Source organism: Stenotrophomonas sp. 01N47 (genome assembly GCF_056399165.1).
In genome coordinates this window covers 704,617-723,932 of record NZ_JBFTQU010000001.1, presented here as the reverse complement: position 1 = coordinate 723,932, position 19,316 = coordinate 704,617, and the positions used below count along the sequence as shown (strand labels likewise).

Here is a 19,316-nt window from a genome sequence, read left to right as displayed (position 1 = left end):
TACCGTCGGATCAACGATCCGGGCGGTGGGCGCTTTCCGCATCACGCTGGCGGCCGAGGAATTCCTTCGACGGTTCATCCAGCTTGTCGCCCAGCATGCGGCGCACCACCACGAAGAACACCGGGATCATCAGCAGGCCGAGCAGGGTGGCGAACAGCATGCCGCCGATCACGCCGGTGCCGATGGCGTGGCGCGAGTTGGCGCCGGCACCGGTGGAGATCGCCATCGGGATGACGCCCATGATGAACGCGAAGGACGTCATCAGGATCGGGCGGAATCGCAGGCGCGCCGCTTCGATGGTGGCATCGCGCAGGGTCTTGCCCGCCGCACGCTGCTCCACCGCGAACTCCACGATCAGGATCGCGTTCTTCGCGGCCAGGCCGATCACCGTGATCAGGCCGATCTTGAAGAACAGATCGTTCGGCAGGCCGCGCATCATCGACAGGGCGAGTGCGCCCAGCACGCCGAGCGGTACCACCAGCAGCACCGCCACCGGGATCGACCAGCTTTCATACAGCGCGGCCAGGCACAGGAACACCACCACGATGGACAGCACCAGCAGCAGCGTCGCGGCGTTGCCTGCCAGGATTTCCTGGTAGGACAGGCCGGACCAGTCGTAGCCGAAGCCCGCGGGCAGGTCGTCGTTGACGATGCCTTCCATGGTCTGCATCGCTTCACCCGAGCTGGTGCCCGGTGCCTGCGAGCCGACGATGTTGATCGCCGAGTAGCCGTTGTAGCGGCTCAGCGACGGCGGTGCCGAGACCCATTCGGACTTGACCACCGTGCTCAACGGAATCATCGCGTTGGTGCCATCGGCATTGGTGGTCAGGCTGGACGGGCTGTAGAAGCTCTTCAGCGATTCCTGGCCGGTGCGGTACGGACCATCAGCCTGCATGGTCACGCGCTTGATGCGGCCTTCGTAGAAGAAGTCGTTGACGTACACCGGGGCCAGCATCAGCTGGATGGTGCTGTACACGTCCGACACCGACATGCCCATCGACTGCGCCTGCACGCGGTCCACGTGCAGCTGCAGCTGCGGGGCGTTTTCCAGGCCGTTCGGGCGCACGCCCACCAGGTGGTCCGGCTTCTGCGCGGCCTGGCCGAGCAGGATGTTGCGGGCCTGGGTCAGCTGCTCGTAACCGGCACCACTACGGTCCTGCAGCCACATGTCGAAGCCACCGAACTGGCCGAGGCCCTGCACGGTCGGCAGGTTGACCACGAAGATCTGCGCTTCCTTGATGCCGTAGAACGCGCCGTTCATGTTCTGGATGAATTCCGGAGCAGTGAACTTGCGCTCTTCCCACGGCTTCAGGCGGATGAAGCCCATGCCCACGTTCTCGCCGGAGCCGACGAAGCTGAAGCCGGCCACCTGCAGCATGCCTTCATAGCCATCCTGCTTTTCCAGGATGCCGCGCATCTGGGCGAACGCTTCGTTGGTCTGGCTCTTGGTCGAGCCCGGCGGCAACTGCACGATCGCCAGTGCATAGCCCTGGTCTTCCTCAGGCAGGAAGCTGCCCGGCATGCGGGTGAACAGGAAACCGCACAGCGCGGTCAGCACCACGAACAGGATCATCCAGCGCGGTGCATGGCGCACCGCGGAGGTGATGTGGCCCACATAGGTGTGGCTGATCTTGTCGTAGTACTTGTTGAAGGTGCGGTAGATGATGTTCGGGTTGTCGTTGTGCGTCGGCTTGAGGAACGTCGCGCACAGCGCCGGGGTGAAGCCCAGTGCCAGGAACGCCGAGAACGCCATCGAGATGGCGATGGTCAGGGCGAACTGCTTGTAGATCTCACCGGCCGCACCGCCCTGCAGGGCCGAGGGGATGAACACCGCCGCCAGTACGACGGTGATGGCCACCACCGCGCCGGTGATCTGGGTCATCGCTTTCTGCGTGGCGGGCTTCGGCGCGAGGCCTTCCTCGGTCATGATGCGTTCGACGTTCTCGATCACCACGATCGCGTCATCGACCACGATGCCGATTGCCAGCACCATCGCGAACAGGGTCAGCTGGTTGATCGTGAAGCCGATCATCCACATGCCCAGGAACGTACCCAGCAGCGCTACCGGGATCACCAGCGTGGGGATCAGGGTGGCGCGGAAGTTCTGCAGGAAGATCAGCATCACCAGGAACACCAGCAACACCGCTTCGAACAGGGTCTTGACCACTTCCTGGATCGAGATCTTGACGAAGGTGGTGCTGTCATACGGCGAGAACCAGGTGACGCCGGCCGGGAAGCTGGGCTGCAGCTCGTCCATCTTGCCGCGCACGGCTTCGGCCACGTTCAGGGCGTTGGCGCCCGGCAGCAGCTGGATGGCGAAGGCACCGGTGGGCTTGCCGTTGTACTGGGTATCAAAGCCGTAGTTGTTGGCACCGAAGGCAACGCGGGCGATGTCCTTCAGCAGTACGCGCGAGCCATCGGCATTGGCGCGCAGGATGATGTTCTCGAACTCCTGCGGCGAGCTGAAGCGGCCTTCGGCCGACACCGTGGCGGTGAAGTGCTGGCCTTCCGGCGACGGGTCGGAGCCCAGCGCGCCGGCGGCGAACTGCACGTTCTGCGCGCGTACCGCCGCCAGCACCTGGCTGGCCGACAGACCATAGCCCTGCATCTTTTCCGGGTTGAGCCAGATGTTCATGGCGTACTCGGAACCGAACTGCTGGGTGCTGCCGACGCCGGGGATGCGCGAGACCTGGTCGAGCACGCGCGAACCGACGATGTCGTTCAGTGCGTCACGGTTGATGGTCGGCGTATCGGACTGCAGGGCCACCACCATCAGGAAGCCAGCGTTGGCCTTGGCCACCACCACGCCCTGCTGGGTGACTTCCGAAGGCAGTCGCGGCGTGGCCAGCGAGACCTTGTTCTGCACCTGCACCTGGGCGATATCCGGATCGGTACCGGTCTCGAAGGTCAGGGTGATCGAGGCGCGGCCGTTGGACGCGGACGAGGAGCTGAAGTACAGCAGGTGATCGATACCGGTCAGCTGCTGCTCGATCACCTGGGTGACCGATTTCTCCGTGGTATCCGCACTTGCGCCCGGGTAGGTGGCCGAGACGGTCACCTGCGGCGGGGCGATGTTGGGGTAGGACTCCACGCCGAGGTTGAGGATCGCGATCACGCCGCTGAGCGAGATCAGGATCGCCACCACCCAGGCGAAGACTGGATGTTCGATGAAAAATTTAGGCATGACGGAATGTCCCGTTACTGCTTGTTCGATTCGGTGGCGGCCGGCTCGGCCTTGTCGGCCTGGTCAGCCTTGGCCGGTGCCTTGGCGTCGGCCGGAGCTGCGGCAGGCGCGCCCGGAGCAGCACCGCCGGCGGCAGGCTTGCCGTTGGCGTCCTGGCCCGGGGTCCACGGCTTGGCCGTGGCCGGCGTACCCTCCTTGACCTTCTGCACGCCGGCGACGACCACCTTGTCACCGGCAGCCAGGCCCTCGCTGACCAGCCAGTTGCCGTTCTGCGCGCCGTCGGTCTTGACGTTCTTGCGGACGACCTTGCCGTCTGCGCCCACCACCATCACATAGCCGCCGGTGGTGTCACGCAGCAGGGCCTGCTGCGGCACCAGATAGGCGTTGTTGCGCTCGCCCAGGTTGGCCTGGAAGCTGACGAAGGCGCCCGGCAGCAGGATCTTCTGCGGGTTCGGCAGCACCGCGCGCAGCGACACCGCGCCGGTGGCCGGGTCGACCGTGGTCGAGGAGAAGTCCAGCGTGCCCGGCTCGCTGTAGGTGCTGCCGTCGGCCAGCTTGACGTTGACCGTGGCCTTGCCGTCGCCGGACAGGGCCAAGGTGCCCTTGGCCTGCTGCGCACGCAGCTGGGTCAGTTCATCCACGCTCAGCGAGAAGTTCACGTACAGCGGGTCGAGCTGGTCCACGGTGGTCAACAGGGTCACATCGCCCTGGCCCACCAGCGCGCCTTCGGTGACCTGCTGCTTGTTGGCCACGCCACTGATCGGGGCGGTGACTTCGGTGTAGCCCAGGCTGATGCGCGAGGACGTGACGGTGGCTTCGGCCTGCTTGACCGCAGCCAGCGCGGTGCGCTCGGCCGACTCGGCGTTGTCCAGGTCGGCCTTGGACACGAACTTCTGCGGCGCCAGCGAACGGGCACGGTCAGCGGCGACCTTGGCGTTGGCGTAGGTCGCGCGGGCCGAAGCCAGCTGGGCCTCGGAGGCGTTGAGCGAGGCGCGCAGCGGTGCCGGGTCGATCAGGAACAGAGTCTGGCCCTGCTTGACCTCGCTGCCTTCCTGATAGACGCGCTTGAGCAGCACGCCGGGCACGCGGGCGCGCACATCGGCGCTGCGGAAAGGCGACAGGCGACCGACCAGCTCGCGCTGCAGCGGCAAGGTCTGCGGCTTGGCGTCGATCACGCCCACCTCCGGCGGTGGGGGCGTCGGCTGTTCCGGCTTCTTGCAGGCAGCTACGGCGACAGCAACGGCGCACGTCAAGGCAAGGGTGCGGAGTGGGGCGGTCATCAGGAGGAACTCCGGGGTTGGTTTGAAGACGGGGCCGGCGAGGGCTGCGGCGCGAACGCGCGCAGGAAGCCATCGACGGAGAACTCTGCCCAGCGCCGACGCAACGCTGCGTCATCACGATGGGGGGTATGGAAGCGCTGTTTGTCGAAATCCTGACCGGCAATCATGCTCAGCAGCAGTTCGGCCATGAAGTGCGGGTCGTCATGCCGCAGCAGCCCGCGACTGCAAACGGTTTCAATCCATTCAGCAAGATGAAGCGTCAACGCGCCGGCGCCATGCCGGTACAGCGTACGCGCCTCTTCGGGAAACTGTGCTGCATCGGCGGCGATCAGGCGGCAGGCCTGACCGACGTGGGGCTGGTTGAAGTGCTCCAGGAAGTCGGTGGCGAACTGGAGCAGGCTGCCACGCAGGTCGTCACCGCGGAGTGCACGCAGCATGGCGCCGGTCGCGTGACCGACGTGGCGCTGCATCACCCGCCGCAGCAGGGCCTGCTTGTTGCCGTAACGCGAGTACAGCGTCTGCTTTGAACACCCGGCGTGCTGGGCAACCGCGTCCATGCTCATCTGCATGCCCTGTTGGGCAAGCAGTTCGCGCACGGCATCGAACACGCGCTCATCACGCGCGTCGAGGGCGACAGGAAGGTAGGCCGGATTCACGCGGTGGACTATACCGTCCAGTTCAGGATTGTGGAATCGCGCCGATGTTGCCGCATGTGTCTTCCGGTAACACGTTTTGCCGATCCTGTCGGCAACGCTGTGCGACTGCGACGCCCATACCGGTGCGAACTGAATAGGGCGTCTAAACCGCAGCAAACCCGAATCTGGTTATTCCGTCCTGCAGCAAGGCCTTTTCGTGCGGTAGGGCTACAATTTCATTTTCCCAACTGAGCAAGCGCGCCGCTCTGCCATGAAACCGCAAAAAACCGCAGCCAAGACCGTGAAAAACAAAAGCAAACCAGTTGAGTCGGAGGTCGCAGTGACCGCTGGTTTCTCCCTGGAGCCGGTGTACACGGCCTTGCGCAAGCGTTACCCCGCGGCCGCCCAGGCCGAGGCAGTGGCATTTGCCTCCAGCTTCTACAAGCGCATGGAGGCCGACGAGTTCCCCCATCACAGCGCTGAGGAATGGGCCGCGCTTGCCGCCGAAACGCTGGAATTTGCCCGCGCTCGCAAATCGGGCAAGGCCAATGTCCGCGTGTTCAATCCGACGGCGAAGGCCAACGGTTGGGAATCGCCGCACACCGTGCTGCAGATCATCAACGACGACATGCCGTTCCTGGTCGACACCGTGACCATGTCGCTGGCCGAGCATGGCGTGGGCGTGCATGTGCTGGGCCACCCGGTGCTGCATTTCACCCGTGACAAGGCCGGCAAGCTGACCAAGGTCGGCGAGGGCCAGCTGGAATCGGTGATGCTGCTGGAGATCGACCGCCAGCCGGCCGAAGCCATGGCAGACATCGAGCAGGCCATCAACAAGGCGCTGGATGAAGTGCGCGCCATCGTACGCGACTGGCAGCCGATGCAGGACAAGGCGCTGGCGCTGGCCGACGACCTCGGCAGCCGCCAGCTGCCTGTCGACGCTGCCTCGCGCAAGGAAGCACAGGAATTCCTGCGCTGGGCCGCCGACAACCACTTCACCTTCTTCGGCTACCGCGAGTACCGCGTCGAGAAGCAGGGCAAGGAAGACGTGCTGGCGCCGCTGAACGACACCGGCCTGGGCCTGATGCGCGGCAAGGACAAGTCCGCTGCACGTCCGGTCAAGACCTTGGCCGCGCAGGGCCTGAACACCACGTCCGGGCTGAAGGACGCGCTGATCCTGACCAAGACCAACGCCCGTTCGCGCGTGCATCGTGCCGGTTACATGGACTACATCGGCGTGCTGGAATTCGACGCCAAGGGCAAGATCATCGGCGAACAGCGCTTCCTCGGCCTGTTTACTTCCAGCGCCTACAGCCGCCGCCCGTGGGAAATCCCGCTGGTGCGCCAGCGCTACGAGCACGTGATGAAGCAGTCCGGCCTGGCTGGCTCCAGCCATAGCGGCAAGGCCCTGCGCCACATCCTGGAAACCCTGCCGCGTGAAGAACTGTTCCAGTCCAGCGAGGACGAACTGTTCCGCACCGCAATGGGCGTGCTGGGCCTGCAGGAGCGTGTGCGCAGCCGCCTGTTCCTGCGCCGCGACAAGTACAGCCGTTTCATTTCCGCGCTGGTCTACCTGCCGCGCGAGCGTTTCAACACCGACGTGCGCCTGCGCATCGAAGCGATGCTCAAGGAAGCGCTGCACGGCGAGTACGTGGACAGCTCGGTGGTGCTGGGTGAATCGCCGCTGGCCCAGGTGCACCTGATCGTGCGTCCGAAGCCGGGCGAAATGCTTGACGTCGACACCGCCGAACTGGAGCAGAAGCTGGCCCAGGTGCTGCGTAACTGGCAGGACGACCTGCGCGAAGCGCTGGTCACCCGCCATGGCGAAGCCGAAGGCCTGCGCATCGCTGCGCGTATCGGCAAGGCACTGCCGGCCGGTTACATCGAAGACAACAGCACCGCCGTTGCCGCCAACGATGTCAGCCAGCTCGATGCGCTGACCGGTCCGGACGACCTGCGCCTGAGCCTGCAGGCCGTGCCGCGCGAATCCGGCGATGGCCTGCGCCTGAAGCTGTATCGCCAGCTGGATGACATCCCGCTGTCGGACGCGCTGCCGATGATGGAAAACATGGGCCTGCGCGTGATCGCCGAGCGCCCGTACCGCCTGTCGGTGGACAACGCGCCGGTGTACGTGCAGGACTTCGAGGTCGAGTCGACTGCCGGTGCGATCGATGCGGCCAGCGTCGATGAAGCCTTCGGTGAGACCTTTGCCCGCGTCTGGCACGGCGATGCCGAGAACGATGGCTTCAACCGCCTGGTGCTGGCTGCCGGCCTGCACTGGCGCCAGGTCGCCATGCTGCGCGGCTACTGCAAGTACCTGCTGCAGACCGGCGTGCCGTTCTCGCAGGCTTACGTCGAAGGTACCTTCACCCGCTACCCGCTGCTGGCACGCCTGCTGGTCGAGCTGTTCGAAGCCCGCTTCGATCCGGCCACCGGTCATGAAAGCAAGGAAGACATCGCCACCGGTCAGGCGCAGCTGAAGGCCCACCTCGACGTGCTGGCTGCCGGCGACGAGGCCACCCTGAAGGTGCTCAAGACCGTGGTCGACGCCCGCAAGGGTGACCGCGATGCGCAGATGCAGGCCGCGCGCGAAGCGCTGCTGAAGCTGATGGACCGCGTGTCCAGCCTGGACGAGGACCGCATCCTGCGTTCCTTCATGGGCGTGATCGATGCGACCCTGCGCACCAGCTACTACCAGACCGATGCCAACGGCCAGCACGGCCATGTCATCAGCTTCAAGTTTGATTCGGCCTTGGTGCCGGACCTGCCCAAGCCGCGCCCGTACCGCGAAATCTTCGTGTACGGCCCGCGCGTGGAAGGTACCCACCTGCGCTTCGGTGCCGTCGCCCGTGGCGGCCTGCGCTGGTCGGATCGCCGCGAAGATTTCCGCACCGAAGTGCTGGGCCTGGTCAAGGCGCAGATGGTCAAGAACACCGTCATCGTGCCGGTCGGTGCGAAGGGCGGCTTCTTCGCCAAGATGCCGCCGGTGAACGGCGATCGCGACGCGATCTTCGCCAACGGCGTGGCCTGCTACAAGCTGTTCATCCAGGGCCTGCTGGACATCACCGACAACATCGTCAACAACAAGATCGTGCCGCCGGTGGATGTCGTGCGCCATGACATGGACGATCCGTACCTGGTGGTGGCCGCCGACAAGGGCACCGCGACCTTCTCCGACATCGCCAACGGCCTGGCCATCGCGCACGGCTTCTGGATGGGCGATGCGTTCGCCTCCGGCGGTTCGGTCGGTTACGACCACAAGGGCATGGGTATCACCGCGCGCGGCGCGTGGGAGTCGGTCAAGCGCCACTTCCGTGCACTGGGCCGTGACAGCCAGACCCAGGACTTCACCGCGGTTGGCGTCGGCGACATGTCCGGCGACGTGTTCGGCAACGGCATGCTGCTGTCGCGCCACATCCGCCTGGTCGCTGCGTTCGACCACCGCCACATCTTCCTGGACCCGAACCCGGATGCAGCGACCACGTTCGTCGAACGTGAGCGTCTGTTCACCGTGCCGCGTTCGAGCTGGGCGGATTACGACGCCAAGCTGATCAGCAAGGGCGGCGGCGTGTATCCGCGCAGCCTGAAGTCGATCGAGATCACCCCGCAGGTGCGTGAGGTGCTGGGTCTGGACGACAGCGTCAAGGCGCTGTCGCCGAACGATCTGATGAGCGCCATCCTGAAGGCGCCGGTCGACCTGCTGTGGAACGGCGGCATCGGTACCTACGTCAAGGCCGCCAGCGAGCAGCACAGCGATGTCGGCGACCGCGCCAACAACGCCCTGCGCGTGAACGGTGGCGAGCTGCGCTGCAAGGTGGTGGGCGAGGGCGGCAACCTGGGCATGACCCAGCTGGGCCGCATCGAAGCCGCCCAGGCTGGCGTGCTGCTCAACACCGACTTCATCGACAACTCGGCCGGTGTGGATACCTCCGACCATGAAGTCAACATCAAGATCCTGCTCAACGATGTGGTGCGGGCCAAGAAGCTGACCGTCGAGCAGCGCAACAAGCTGCTGGCATCGATGACCGATGAAGTCGCCGCACTGGTGCTCAACGACAACTACCGCCAGAACCAGGCCCTGAGCCTGATGGAGCGGATGGCGGTCAAGCGCTTGGGTTCCAAGCAGCACTTCATCCGTACCCTGGAACAGCAGGGCCTGCTGGATCGCCAGATCGAGTTCCTGCCGTCCGATGCCGAGCTGTCCCAGCGCAAGGCACGCGGCCAGGGCCTGACCCGTCCGGAACTGTCGGTGCTGCTGTCCTATTCCAAGCTGGTGGCGTTCGCCCAGCTGCTGGATTCGGACATCCCGGAAGATCCGTACCTGTCCAAGGAACTGCAGCGTTACTTCCCGACGCCACTGCAGAAGAAGTACGCCGACGCGATGGAGCGTCACCGCCTGAAGCGTGAAATCATCGCCACGGCCGTGACCAACCAGACCATCAACCGCATGGGCGCTACCTTCCTGATGCGCATGCAGGAAGACACCGGCCGTTCCATTGCCGAGGTCGCCAAGGCCTACACCATCAGCCGCGAAACGCTGGATGCACGCGCGCTGTGGGCGCAGATCGACGCCCTCGACGGCACCCTTCCGGAGTCGGTACAGATCGACGCGCTGGAAGTGATCTGGAAGCTGCAGCGTTCGTTCGTGCGTTGGCTGCTGTCGCGCCCGGGCCCGATGCCGGGCATCACCGAGGCGGTCAACCGCTACCAGGGTCCGTTCAACGACATCCGTGTTGCTTCGGGTGTGCTGCCGGATTCGCAGCGTCCGACCTACGAAGCCCTGGTGGCCGAGTGGAAGGAAAAGGGCCTGCCGTCGGCGCTGGCACAGCAGCTGGCCGAACTGCACTTCCTGGAACCGGCGTTCGACATCATCGAACTGGCCCGTACCCGCAAGCTGAAGCCGGTGGATGTGTCCAAGATCCACTTCCGCCTGGGCGATGCCCTGCAGCTGCCCTGGCTGTTCGAGCAGATCGACGCGCTGGAGGTCAATGGCCGCTGGCACGCCGTGGCCCGTGGCGTGTTGCGCGACGAGCTGGCTGCACACCACCGCAGCCTGGCCGGTCAGGTGCTGGCCACCAAGGGCAGCACCGCTGAAGCCAAGGTGGCCGCGTGGATCGGTCGTGACGACAGCAGCCTGCGCTTCACCTTGGCGATGCTGGCCGAACTGGCCGAGCAGAAGACCCTGGACTACCCGACCGTTTCGGTCGCGGTGCAGCGCCTGGGTCAGCTCGCTGCCCACGGCGCGTAAGTGATGTAGTGCCAGGCCACGCCTGGCATGCGTGAACCGGAACGGCCCCGCGAAAGCGGGGCCGTTCTTGTTTTGGGGGTAGCTCCGGCCGCTGGCCGGCAACCTCTTGGGCCTCTCCGCAGATAGGCGGTTGCCGGCCAGCGGCCGGCACTACCGGGTATGCTCTTGCTGGCACACCCACCCGGATCCACCGATGAGCAACACCCCCCGCATCGCTTTCCTGGCCAGTACCACCGAACCTGCACAGATGGCACGCGCAGCGATGGTCTCGCGCTATGGCGACCACGCCCCGGACCAGGCCGATGTGCTGTGCCCGCTGGGCGGCGATGGCTTCATGCTGCAGACCCTGCATCGTCACGGACACTTGGGCAGGCCGGTATTCGGTATGAAGCTGGGCACGGTGGGTTTCCTCATGAACCAGTACCGTGGCGACGACGACGTGCACGCGCGTATCGCCCGTGCCGAGCCGGCCCACCTGCGCCCGCTGGAAATGATGGCGCTGACCGAATCGGGCACAACCACCGGATCGCTCGCCTACAACGACGTCTCGCTGCTGCGCCAGACCCGGCAGGCGGCGCATATCGGCATCGACCTCAATGGCCAGGAGCGGGTGGGCGAACTGATCGGTGATGGCGTGCTGGTGGCCACCCCGGCCGGAAGCACCGCCTACAACTACTCCGCGCATGGGCCGGTGCTGCCGCTGGGCTCGCACACCATCGCCCTGACGCCGCTGGCCCCGTATCGTCCGCGGCGCTGGCGCGGCGCCATCCTCAAGGCCGACACCGAAGTGCGCTTCCGCGTGCTCGATCCGTACAAGCGTCCGGTCAGCGTCACCGCCGATTCGCACGAGACCCGCGATGTGGTCGAAGTGACGATCCGCGAGTCGCGCGAGCACCGGGTGACCCTGCTGTTCGACCCGGAGCACAACCTTGAAGACCGGATCCTGAGCGAACAGTTCGTTTTTTGACGACAATAGGCGGCCGGCACTGCCGACCGCTTGAAGGACCCCACCGATGGGCGACAACTCCCCCCGTTTGCTGACCGTCGCGGTGACCTCGCGTGCGCTGTTCGACCTGGAAGAAAGCCATGCGCTGTTCGAAAGCGATGGCGTGGCCGCCTATGCCGAGTACCAGCGCCAGCACGAGGACGACATCCTCGGGCCGGGCGTAGCTTTCCCGGTGGTGCGCAAGCTGCTGGCGCTGAACCAGGGCGCCAGCCCCGAGAACCCGCGCGTGGAAGTGATCCTGCTGTCGCGCAACTCGGCCGATACCGGCCTGCGCATCTTCAATTCCATCCAGCACTACGGGTTGGGCATCATCCGCGCGACCTTCACCGCCGGCGAGCCGACCTGGCCGTACGTGAAGCCATTCGGTACCGACCTGTTCCTGTCGGCCAATCCGGAATCGGTGCGCAGCGCGCTGCGCCACGGCATCGCCGCGGCAACCATCCTGCCCAAGCCACCGGGCGAGACCGCTGCTGCTGCCGCCGACCAGATCGACATCACCCGCCCGGCCGGGCAGCTGCGCATCGCGTTCGATGGTGATGCGGTGATCTTCGGGGACGAGAGCGAACGCATCTCGCGCGAGCAGGGCGTGGAAGCCTTCGGCCGGCACGAACGCGAGCGTGCGCGCGAGCCACTCAGTGGCGGTCCGTTCCGCGGTTTCCTCTCTGCGCTGCACACGTTGCAGGAAGTGTTCCCGGCCGGCGACAGCGCGCCCATCCGCACGGCGCTGGTGACTGCGCGGTCGGCACCGGCGCATGAGCGGGTGATCCGCACCCTGCGCGAATGGGGCGTGCGCCTGGACGAGGCGCTGTTCCTTGGCGGTCGACACAAGGGCCCGTTCCTGCAGGCGTTCGGTGCCGATATCTTCTTTGACGATTCGCAGCACAACATCGACAGTGCGCGTGAACACGTGGCTGCCGGCCATGTGCCGCATGGTGTCGCCAACGAGGGGTGATGCTTGCCCCGGTAGATGCCCACCTTGGTTGGCACTTCTTTGTATCGGTGCCCACCAAGGTGGGCATCTACCAGAGCAGCGCCCACCGAGGTGGGCAGCTACCAGAGCGTCATATCCCGGTAGTTGCCAACCTTGGTTGGCAGTCGTTTGTATCAGTGTCCTCAAAGGTGGGCATACCGCTTACGGAGTGCCTGACATCCCCAACTGCAGGTCCACCACCTTCCAGCGCAGGCCCTGCGGTTCCAGCACTACTTTCAACGGCGGCTGGCCGGGGCCGCGATCGACGTCGACCACGAAGCGGTCCAGGGCTTCGAAGTGGTGTTCGGCGTTCTTCAGCGGTCGCGCCGGCTCGGTTGCACCCAAGGCCTCGCCGCCCTGCAGTTCGTTGCGGCCGCGCTTCCACAGCACGTGGCCCTGCAACATCGCGCCGATTCCGGTGGGCGTGACCATCGTGTCCACCGCGGCGCCACCCAGCTGGTCACCCAACCCGTACAGCAGCGCGCCGAAGGGACTGGCAGCCACCTCGGGGCCGGCCTGGCGCACCAGGTAATCATTGAGCTGGGCGCGCAGGCTGGTACGCACGCGTGGGAAGTCCACGTAGCGCTCCAGACGGGCGGTGTCCCGTTGTTCGATGGCCTTGGACAGGCCATGCACGGTCAGGTAGGGGCCGCCGAACCACCAGGCGGCCACCACAGCGATCAGCAGAACGAGGGCGCCAATGAGCTTCTTCATGGTGCACAGCCTGCCGCAAGTACGGCTGCCGGTGGTGAACGGCGGGTGATCCCAGCAATGCCACCGGCGCCGGTCAGAACTCCAGATCGAGCGCAGCGCACAGGTAGTCGACGAACGGGCCCAACGCCGCCAGGTCCTTGCCGAGCGTGGACAGCAGGCGCGGGCCGGTCATCGTGGCATCGTCCAGCGAACGCCACATCACCCAGTTGCGGTGCTTGAGGTCATCAATGAACTCGAAGTCAGCCGGGAAGCCGCGCGGTGGGCGCACCAGCTTCTCGGTTTCCTCGAAGTCGAAACGCCTGCGCAGCGCCAGTGCGTGCGCAGCCGCCTTCCAGCTGCCCGGGTTGTCGAGGATGAAGTGGCGGACGCGGCGCTGGGTTTCCGGTTCGGGATGCCACAGCCCGGCACCGACGAAGCTCTCGCCCGGCTGCAGGTGCACGTAGAACGAGGGCGCGGCCACTTCGCGGCGACGCTCATGGAACAGGCGCGCGCCCTGCCAGGTCTTGTACGGCGATTTGTCGTTGGAGAAACGCGCGTCGCGGTGGATGCGGAACAGCGAGCCGCCCACGCCACGCGTGTCTGCGCGGAAGTGTCCGCTGACCTCGGCCAGCGCCGGTTGCAGGTCGCCCAGCAGGCGCAGGAACGGCTGCCGCACGTGGTCTTCGTACTGCTGGCGATGGTCGTTGAACCAGGTCTTGTCGTTGTGCAGCGCCAGGCTGCGCAGGAACTTGAAACTGGCATCGGAGAAATAGGTGCTCACAGCTCCTCCTGCAGGTGTTGGCCCCAGTCGCGAAGCGATTGCAGCAGCGCGGCGCGGCGGGCGTCGTCGGGTGCTTCGGCCGCCAGCGCATCCAGCTGCTGCTGGTACTGGGTCAGGTTGAGTTCGCCCATGCCTTCCTCGCCGAACAGGCGCTGGCGGCGATAGGCTTTCCAGCGTTCGCGTTCTTCCGGTGCGAGGCTGTCGGGATGATTGCGGGCGCGATAGCGGAACAGCAGTTCCGGCAGGCGCGGATCGCGGAAGCGGCCTTCCAGTGCGGCCAGCTGTTCCGGTGGCGTGGTCCGTGCCAGTGCCAGCAGGGGCTTGTCGCCGGCACCGAGGAAGCCGTCGTACAGCGAAGCGTCCACGTCGGAGACGCTCGCCGCACGCGGCTGGTTGTAGACCTGGCGCGCCTTCTCGGCCAGCTGCGGTGCGAACGCGCGCAGTCTTTCGGCCTTGGCCTCGATCGCCGCCACGTCCAGCCCGAGTCGTGCGTGGTCATCGGCGCGCAGGTGGTTCCAGGCCACCAGCGCTGGCACCTTGTTCAGGTGCACTTCCTTCAACGGCACCCGCGCGACGCCTTCGGGCAACTCGCTGGCACGCAGGTACAGGCGCTGGGCGATCACTTCGGCGGGCAGTTCCAGCAGGTCATCGATGTCGCCGTCGAGGTCGAACACGATCACCCGGTTGTTGATTGTCGGATGTACCGCCAGCGGCAACACCGGTGCCGCGCACAGGCGGCTGGCCGGGTAGCGCATCGAGATATGCAGCACCGGCTTCAGTGCGGTGATGTCGAGCAGGCTGCCGACGAAACGCTTGTCGCGCAGCTTCAGCGCGTAGTCCCACAGGCGCGGCTGCGACTGCTTGAACAGGCGCGCCATGCCGATCGTCGCGCGCACGTCCGACAGCGCTTCGTGGGCATCGCCCTCGCGCACGCCGTTGGCCTCGGCCAGATGCTCCAGCTTGAACGAGGTGGCGCCGTCCTCGCGCTTGGGCCAGTGGATGCCGTCCGGGCGGATGGCGTGCATCAGCCGCAGCATGTCCAGCAGGTCCCAGCGCGAGTTGCCGTTGCGCCACTCGCGTTCGTACGGATCGTGGAAGTTGCGGAACAGGCCGTAGCGGATGAACTCGTCGTCGAAGCGCAGGGTGTTGTAGCCCAACGCGCAGGTGCCGGGGCGCGAGAGCTGCTCGTTGATGCGATCGAACGCCTCGGCTTCGCTGATGCCCTCAGCCAGCGCCTGCTGCGGAGTGATGCCGGTGACCATCGTCGCCATCGGCGATGGCAGCAGATCATCGGCCGGGCGAACGAAGAAGCTGACCGGCGTGTCGATCTCATTGAGGTCGCTGTCGGTACGGATTGCCGCGTACTGGGAGATACGGGTACGACGTGGATCCTGGCCGAAGGTTTCCAGGTCGTAGAACAGGAAGCTGTCGGCCATCAGTGCGCGCCCTCCAGCACCGGCAGCCGCGCATGGATCTGCGCCTCCAGTGCGTTCCAGTCGATGTTGTCCAGGGTATCGTGGCCTGCAGTGGCGGCGATCAGCATCTCGCGCTGGATGTCGGTGCGACGCAGTGCCTCGGCATAGGGCGTGTGCAGGAAGGTCACCATCGTGTAGTGCGGGACGAAGCGCGTGGGCCAGCGCCGCTGCAGTTCCTGTTCCAGCTCACGCTGCAGCAGGAAGGCCGGATCGGCCACCCGGTCGCGCATTTCCAGATAGTTCTCCAACGCCATCTGCTGGATCGCACGCGCGTTCGGCTTGCGCTCGGCCTCGAATGCGGCGAAGGCGCTCTGCAGGTCGTCCGCCGCCATCAGGTGGCGGGCCAGCGACACGCAGTCCTCGAAGGCACAGTTCATGCCCTGGCCGTGGAACGGCACCATCGCGTGCGCGGCATCGCCAATCAGCACAGCGCGGTCCTGTTGGTGCCAGCGTTCCAAGGTAAGCGTACCGAGCAGGCCCGGCGGATGCTGCTCCCAGTCCGCACGCAGGTTGGGAATCAGCGGCAGGGTATCGGCGAACTCGCGCGCGAACAGTGCTTCGGCCTGGGCGCCGGTGGTGACCGTGGCGAAGCTCGGATCGCCCTGGTTGGGCAGGAACAGGGTCACGGTGAACGTGCCCTCGTGGTTGGGCAGGGCGATGCACATGTAGCGGCCGCGCGGCCAGATGTGCAGGGCATTGCGCTCGATGCGGAAGCCGCCATCGTCGCTCGGCGGAATCTCCAGTTCCTTGTAGGAATGGTCGAGGAAGGCAATGTCCTCGCCCAGCGGTTCGCGCCGGTTCATCGCCGCACGCAGCGCCGAGCCGGCGCCGTCGGCACCCACCAGCGTATCGAAGCGGATATCGTGCGGGCTGTCGTCACGATCATCGATGAATCGTGCGTAGCCGGCATCGAAATCGACGGTGTGCAGGCGGCGGTGGAAATGCACGGTGGCACCGGCCTGCTCGGCCAGTTCCAGCAGCGTGGTATTCAGGTCGCTGCGATGGATCGACCAGATCACTTCGCTGTCGTCGCGACCATAACGCTGCAGCTGCGGCTCGCCCTCGCGCGGATGCACCATGCGCCCGCGCATCATCACCGCACGCGCCATCACTTCGTCTTCCACGCCGGCCTGGCGCAACGCGTTGCGCCCGCGCTCGGCCAGGGCCAGGTTGATCGAACGGCCGCTTTCGTAATCGGCGATGCGCGGATCGCCACGGCGTTCGTACAGGGTGATGCGCCAGCCCTGCCGTGACAGCAGGATGGCCAGCAGGGATCCGGCCAGGCCGGCGCCGACAATGCTCAGCGAGCGGGATGCATGTGCGATCAACGAACTGTCCAGCAGTAGGGGAGGGCGGCTTACAGGCCAGCCCAGGCTTCCACTTCCTCGACGAAGTGGTGCACGTCGAGGTAACGGTTGTAGAGCGGAGTGGGCGAGATGCGGATCACGTCCGGTTCGCGCCAGTCACCCAGCACGCCGATGGCGCGCAGATGTTCGAACAGGGCGCGTCCGCGCTCGCGGCCGCCGATGACCCGCAGCGACAGCTGGCAGCCGCGGCGCTCCGGCTCGGCCGGGGTGACGATCTCCAGCACCTGCGGCAGGCGCGCGCGTACCAGTGCGTCGAGCATGCCGGTCAGTGCCAGCGACTTGCTGCGCAGCGATTCCATCCCAGCGCGTTCGAACAGGTCCAGCGATGCCCGCAGCGGTGCCAGGCCGAGGATCGGCGGATTGCTCAGCTGCCAGCCCTCGGCGCCGACCGCGGGCTGGAACTGCGGGGCCATCTGGAAGCGGGTGGCTTCGTCATGGCCCCACCAGCCGGCAAAGCGCGGCAACGTGGTGTCGCGATGATGGCGCTCGTGCACGAAGGCACCGGCCACGGCGCCCGGGCCGCTGTTGAGATATTTGTAGTGGCACCACACGGCGAAGTCCGGGGCGACGTCATGCAGGTGCAGCGGCAGGTTGCCGACCGAGTGCGCCAGGTCGAAGCCGATGCGCGCGCCCTGCAGGCGTGCGGCACGGGTGATCGCATCGAGGTCGAAGGCCTGGCCGCTGCGATACTGCACGCCGGGCCACAGCACCAGCGCCAGGCGCGGACCATGTGCGGCGATCGCGCGCTCGATTGCGGCCATCGAGATCGTGCCGTTGGTTTCATCCGGCTGCACTTCCACCAGGCAGTCGGCCGGGTCGAAGCCATGGAAGCGGATCTGCGCTTCCACTGCATGGCGGTCGGTCGGGAACGCGCCGGCTTCCATCAGGATCACCGGGCGTTCGGCTGTCGGCCGGTAGAAGCTGACCATCATCAGGTGCAGGTTCACGCTCAGCGTGTTCATCGCCACGACTTCGCTGGGCAGTGCACCGACCACGCGCGCCAGCTGCGCGCTGACCAGACGGTGGTACGACAGCCATTGGGTCGGTCCGGTGAAGTGGCCTTCCACTGCCAGTTCGCCCCACTGCTTCATCACTTCCTGCACCGCCGCCTGCGCGCCGCGCGGTTGCAGACCCAGCGAGTTGCCGACGAAGTAGGTCTGCTCACCACCGCCGTGACGCGGAATCAGGAATTCCTGCCGCAACGGCCGCAGCGGATCGGCGGCATCAAGGGCAATGGCGTGGGTGCGGCTGAGCAGGTCGGACATGGTCGGGCAACAGGCTGCAACGGGGCTGCCAGTGTAGCGCCTGGGGCATCACCCGGTAGCTGCGCACCCAGCGCCAGCGCCGCATGATCCGGTAGTGGCCAACCTTGGTTGGCGCACGTGCGACCAAGTGCCCACCAAGGTGGGCATCTACCGGGGGCGGAGCGCCGTCAGGCCGCCACTGGTCCCGGCAATGGATCCACGTGGCCGCACTCGCTGCAGGTGCGCAGTTCCAGGCTGGCCTGGTAGCGCGCGAACACCTTCGGCAGGTCGGTCTCGATGTTCTGCAGCGTGAAGTACTCTTCGTACAGCTTGTGGTTGCAGCGCTCGCAATGCCAGATCACGCCATCGCGTTCATGCGGCAGGCGCTTGCGCTCGACCACCAGGCCGATGCCACCGGGCGGGCGCCGAGGCGAGTGCGGCACCTTGCCCGGCAGCAGGAAGATTTCGCCGGCACGGATCGGGATATCGCGCACCGCGCCATCCTCCTGCACCTTCAGCACCATCTCGCCTTCCAGCTGGTAGAACCACTCCGGGCCTTCGTCGTAGTGGAAATCGGTGCGGCTGTTCGGCCCGCCGACCACCATCACGATGAAATCGCCGTTGTCGATCATCTTGTTGCCGACCGGCGGCTTCAACAGATGCCGGTTTTCCTCGATCCAGCCCAGCAGGTTGATGGGGGAGGCAAGCATGGGGGTGTCCGTAAGGGAGGGTCAGTCGCGCCGGCCGCGGCGCGGAACGTAGGACAGGGCCTTCTCGTAGGCCGGCTGCAGTTCTTCAGGTGCGCCCACGTCGATGCCCATTTCGCGCACGCGGCCGTCCTTCAGGCTGTACACCCAGCCGTGCACCATCAGCTTCTGGCCGCGGGCCCAGGCGTCCTGCACGATCGTCGAGCGGCAGGCGTTGACCACCTGCTCGATCACGTTCAGTTCGCACAGGCGGGCATGCTTCAGCTCCGGCTCCTCGATCGCATCCATGATCGCGGCGTGCTTCTGTGCCACGTCACCGACATGGCGCAGCCAGTTGTCGGCCAGGCCCACCCGCGTGTTGTTCAGGCTGGCGTGCACGCCACCGCAGCCGTAATGGCCAACGATCAGGATGTGCTTCACCTTCAGCTGGTCCACGGCGTACTGGATCACGCTCAGGCAGTTCAGGTCGGTATGCACCACCACGTTGGCCACGTTGCGATGCACGAACACCTCACCCGGGGCCATGCCGATGATCTGGTTGGCCGGCACGCGCGAGTCGGAACAGCCGATCCACAGGTATTCCGGATGCTGCTGCTTGGCCAGCTGATGGAAGAAGTCCGGATCTTCCTTCTCGATCCGGTCAGCCCATTCGCGGTTGTTCTGCAGCAGCTTGTGGATGTCTTTCATGTTCGGGGTCCCTGACGTCGGGTGGGGGCAAGGCGCGGC

General features: G+C 65.9%; 13 protein-coding genes. 3 read left to right on the top strand and 10 right to left on the bottom strand.

Going from position 1 to position 19,316, the window contains the following annotated elements:
• Positions 1-10 precede the first annotated feature (10 nt).
• The 3 genes from AC1DKR_RS03340 to AC1DKR_RS03330 are packed head-to-tail and all read right to left on the bottom strand — an operon-like array spanning position 11 to position 5,120.
• Positions 11-3,184: a multidrug efflux RND transporter permease subunit gene (locus AC1DKR_RS03340; RefSeq protein ID WP_312110053.1), complete on the bottom strand. Its 3,174-nt coding sequence runs from the start codon at positions 3,182-3,184 to the stop codon at positions 11-13.
• A 14-nt stretch (positions 3,185-3,198) separates the two neighbouring features.
• Positions 3,199-4,464 (bottom strand): efflux RND transporter periplasmic adaptor subunit, encoded by a 1,266-nt coding sequence (locus tag AC1DKR_RS03335; RefSeq protein WP_033831510.1) that lies wholly within the window; start codon positions 4,462-4,464, stop codon positions 3,199-3,201.
• Positions 4,464-5,120: a TetR/AcrR family transcriptional regulator gene (locus AC1DKR_RS03330; protein WP_025876846.1), complete on the bottom strand. Its 657-nt coding sequence runs from the start codon at positions 5,118-5,120 to the stop codon at positions 4,464-4,466. The genes AC1DKR_RS03335 and AC1DKR_RS03330 overlap by 1 nt, the downstream gene beginning before the upstream one ends.
• Positions 5,121-5,370: 250 nt before the next feature.
• Between AC1DKR_RS03330 and AC1DKR_RS03325 the strand changes: the two genes are divergently transcribed.
• The 3 genes from AC1DKR_RS03325 to AC1DKR_RS03315 all read left to right on the top strand — a co-directional run bounded on the left by AC1DKR_RS03325 (position 5,371) and on the right by AC1DKR_RS03315 (position 12,305).
• Positions 5,371-10,347: an NAD-glutamate dehydrogenase gene (locus tag AC1DKR_RS03325; protein WP_478031091.1), complete on the top strand. Its 4,977-nt coding sequence runs from the start codon at positions 5,371-5,373 to the stop codon at positions 10,345-10,347.
• A gap of 193 nt (positions 10,348-10,540) precedes the next feature.
• Positions 10,541-11,314, top strand: a complete 774-nt coding sequence (locus AC1DKR_RS03320) for an NAD kinase (RefSeq protein WP_312786435.1) — start codon at positions 10,541-10,543, stop codon at positions 11,312-11,314.
• A 46-nt stretch (positions 11,315-11,360) separates the two neighbouring features.
• Positions 11,361-12,305 (top strand): 5'-nucleotidase, encoded by a 945-nt coding sequence (locus AC1DKR_RS03315; protein ID WP_033831508.1) that lies wholly within the window; start codon positions 11,361-11,363, stop codon positions 12,303-12,305.
• A 180-nt stretch (positions 12,306-12,485) separates the two neighbouring features.
• On the opposite strand, the gene AC1DKR_RS03310 is transcribed toward AC1DKR_RS03315, so the two are convergent.
• From AC1DKR_RS03310 to can, 7 genes are all read right to left on the bottom strand, one after another.
• Positions 12,486-13,037: a DUF2939 domain-containing protein gene (locus AC1DKR_RS03310; RefSeq protein WP_223495648.1), complete on the bottom strand. Its 552-nt coding sequence runs from the start codon at positions 13,035-13,037 to the stop codon at positions 12,486-12,488.
• A 73-nt stretch (positions 13,038-13,110) separates the two neighbouring features.
• Positions 13,111-13,797, bottom strand: a complete 687-nt coding sequence (locus AC1DKR_RS03305; RefSeq protein WP_478031089.1) for a DUF2461 domain-containing protein — start codon at positions 13,795-13,797, stop codon at positions 13,111-13,113.
• The gene (sbcB, locus tag AC1DKR_RS03300) at positions 13,794-15,233 is read right to left on the bottom strand and encodes an exodeoxyribonuclease I (protein ID WP_312107246.1); all 1,440 of its coding nucleotides are present in this window, start codon (positions 15,231-15,233) and stop codon (positions 13,794-13,796) included. The genes AC1DKR_RS03305 and sbcB overlap by 4 nt, the downstream gene beginning before the upstream one ends.
• The gene (locus AC1DKR_RS03295) at positions 15,233-16,600 is read right to left on the bottom strand and encodes an FAD-dependent oxidoreductase (RefSeq protein WP_223495644.1); all 1,368 of its coding nucleotides are present in this window, start codon (positions 16,598-16,600) and stop codon (positions 15,233-15,235) included. Before AC1DKR_RS03295 ends, sbcB begins: the two co-directional genes overlap by 1 nt.
• A gap of 29 nt (positions 16,601-16,629) precedes the next feature.
• On the bottom strand, positions 16,630-17,904 hold the full coding sequence (gene kynU / locus AC1DKR_RS03290) for a kynureninase (RefSeq protein ID WP_394196547.1): 1,275 nt from the start codon (positions 17,902-17,904) through the stop codon (positions 16,630-16,632).
• A gap of 167 nt (positions 17,905-18,071) precedes the next feature.
• Positions 18,072-18,593 (bottom strand): 3-hydroxyanthranilate 3,4-dioxygenase, encoded by a 522-nt coding sequence (locus AC1DKR_RS03285; RefSeq protein WP_363732727.1) that lies wholly within the window; start codon positions 18,591-18,593, stop codon positions 18,072-18,074.
• Positions 18,594-18,614: 21 nt separating this feature from the next.
• A complete protein-coding gene (gene can / locus AC1DKR_RS03280; RefSeq protein ID WP_006376530.1) occupies positions 18,615-19,277 on the bottom strand; it encodes a carbonate dehydratase in 663 nt (220 codons plus the stop codon).
• Positions 19,278-19,316 lie beyond the last annotated feature (39 nt).

Coding starts and splice junctions, on each gene's coding strand:
- AC1DKR_RS03340 (WP_312110053.1), bottom strand. CDS start 3,184: ATGCCTAAATTTTTCATCGAACATCCAGTCTTCGCCTGGGTGGTGGCG.
- AC1DKR_RS03335 (WP_033831510.1), bottom strand. CDS start 4,464: ATGACCGCCCCACTCCGCACCCTTGCCTTGACGTGCGCCGTTGCTGTC.
- AC1DKR_RS03325 (WP_478031091.1), top strand. CDS start 5,371: ATGAAACCGCAAAAAACCGCAGCCAAGACCGTGAAAAACAAAAGCAAA.
- AC1DKR_RS03320 (WP_312786435.1), top strand. CDS start 10,541: ATGAGCAACACCCCCCGCATCGCTTTCCTGGCCAGTACCACCGAACCT.
- AC1DKR_RS03315 (WP_033831508.1), top strand. CDS start 11,361: ATGGGCGACAACTCCCCCCGTTTGCTGACCGTCGCGGTGACCTCGCGT.
- AC1DKR_RS03310 (WP_223495648.1), bottom strand. CDS start 13,037: ATGAAGAAGCTCATTGGCGCCCTCGTTCTGCTGATCGCTGTGGTGGCC.
- sbcB (WP_312107246.1), bottom strand. CDS start 15,233: ATGGCCGACAGCTTCCTGTTCTACGACCTGGAAACCTTCGGCCAGGAT.
- kynU (WP_394196547.1), bottom strand. CDS start 17,904: ATGTCCGACCTGCTCAGCCGCACCCACGCCATTGCCCTTGATGCCGCC.
- AC1DKR_RS03285 (WP_363732727.1), bottom strand. CDS start 18,593: ATGCTTGCCTCCCCCATCAACCTGCTGGGCTGGATCGAGGAAAACCGG.
- can (WP_006376530.1), bottom strand. CDS start 19,277: ATGAAAGACATCCACAAGCTGCTGCAGAACAACCGCGAATGGGCTGAC.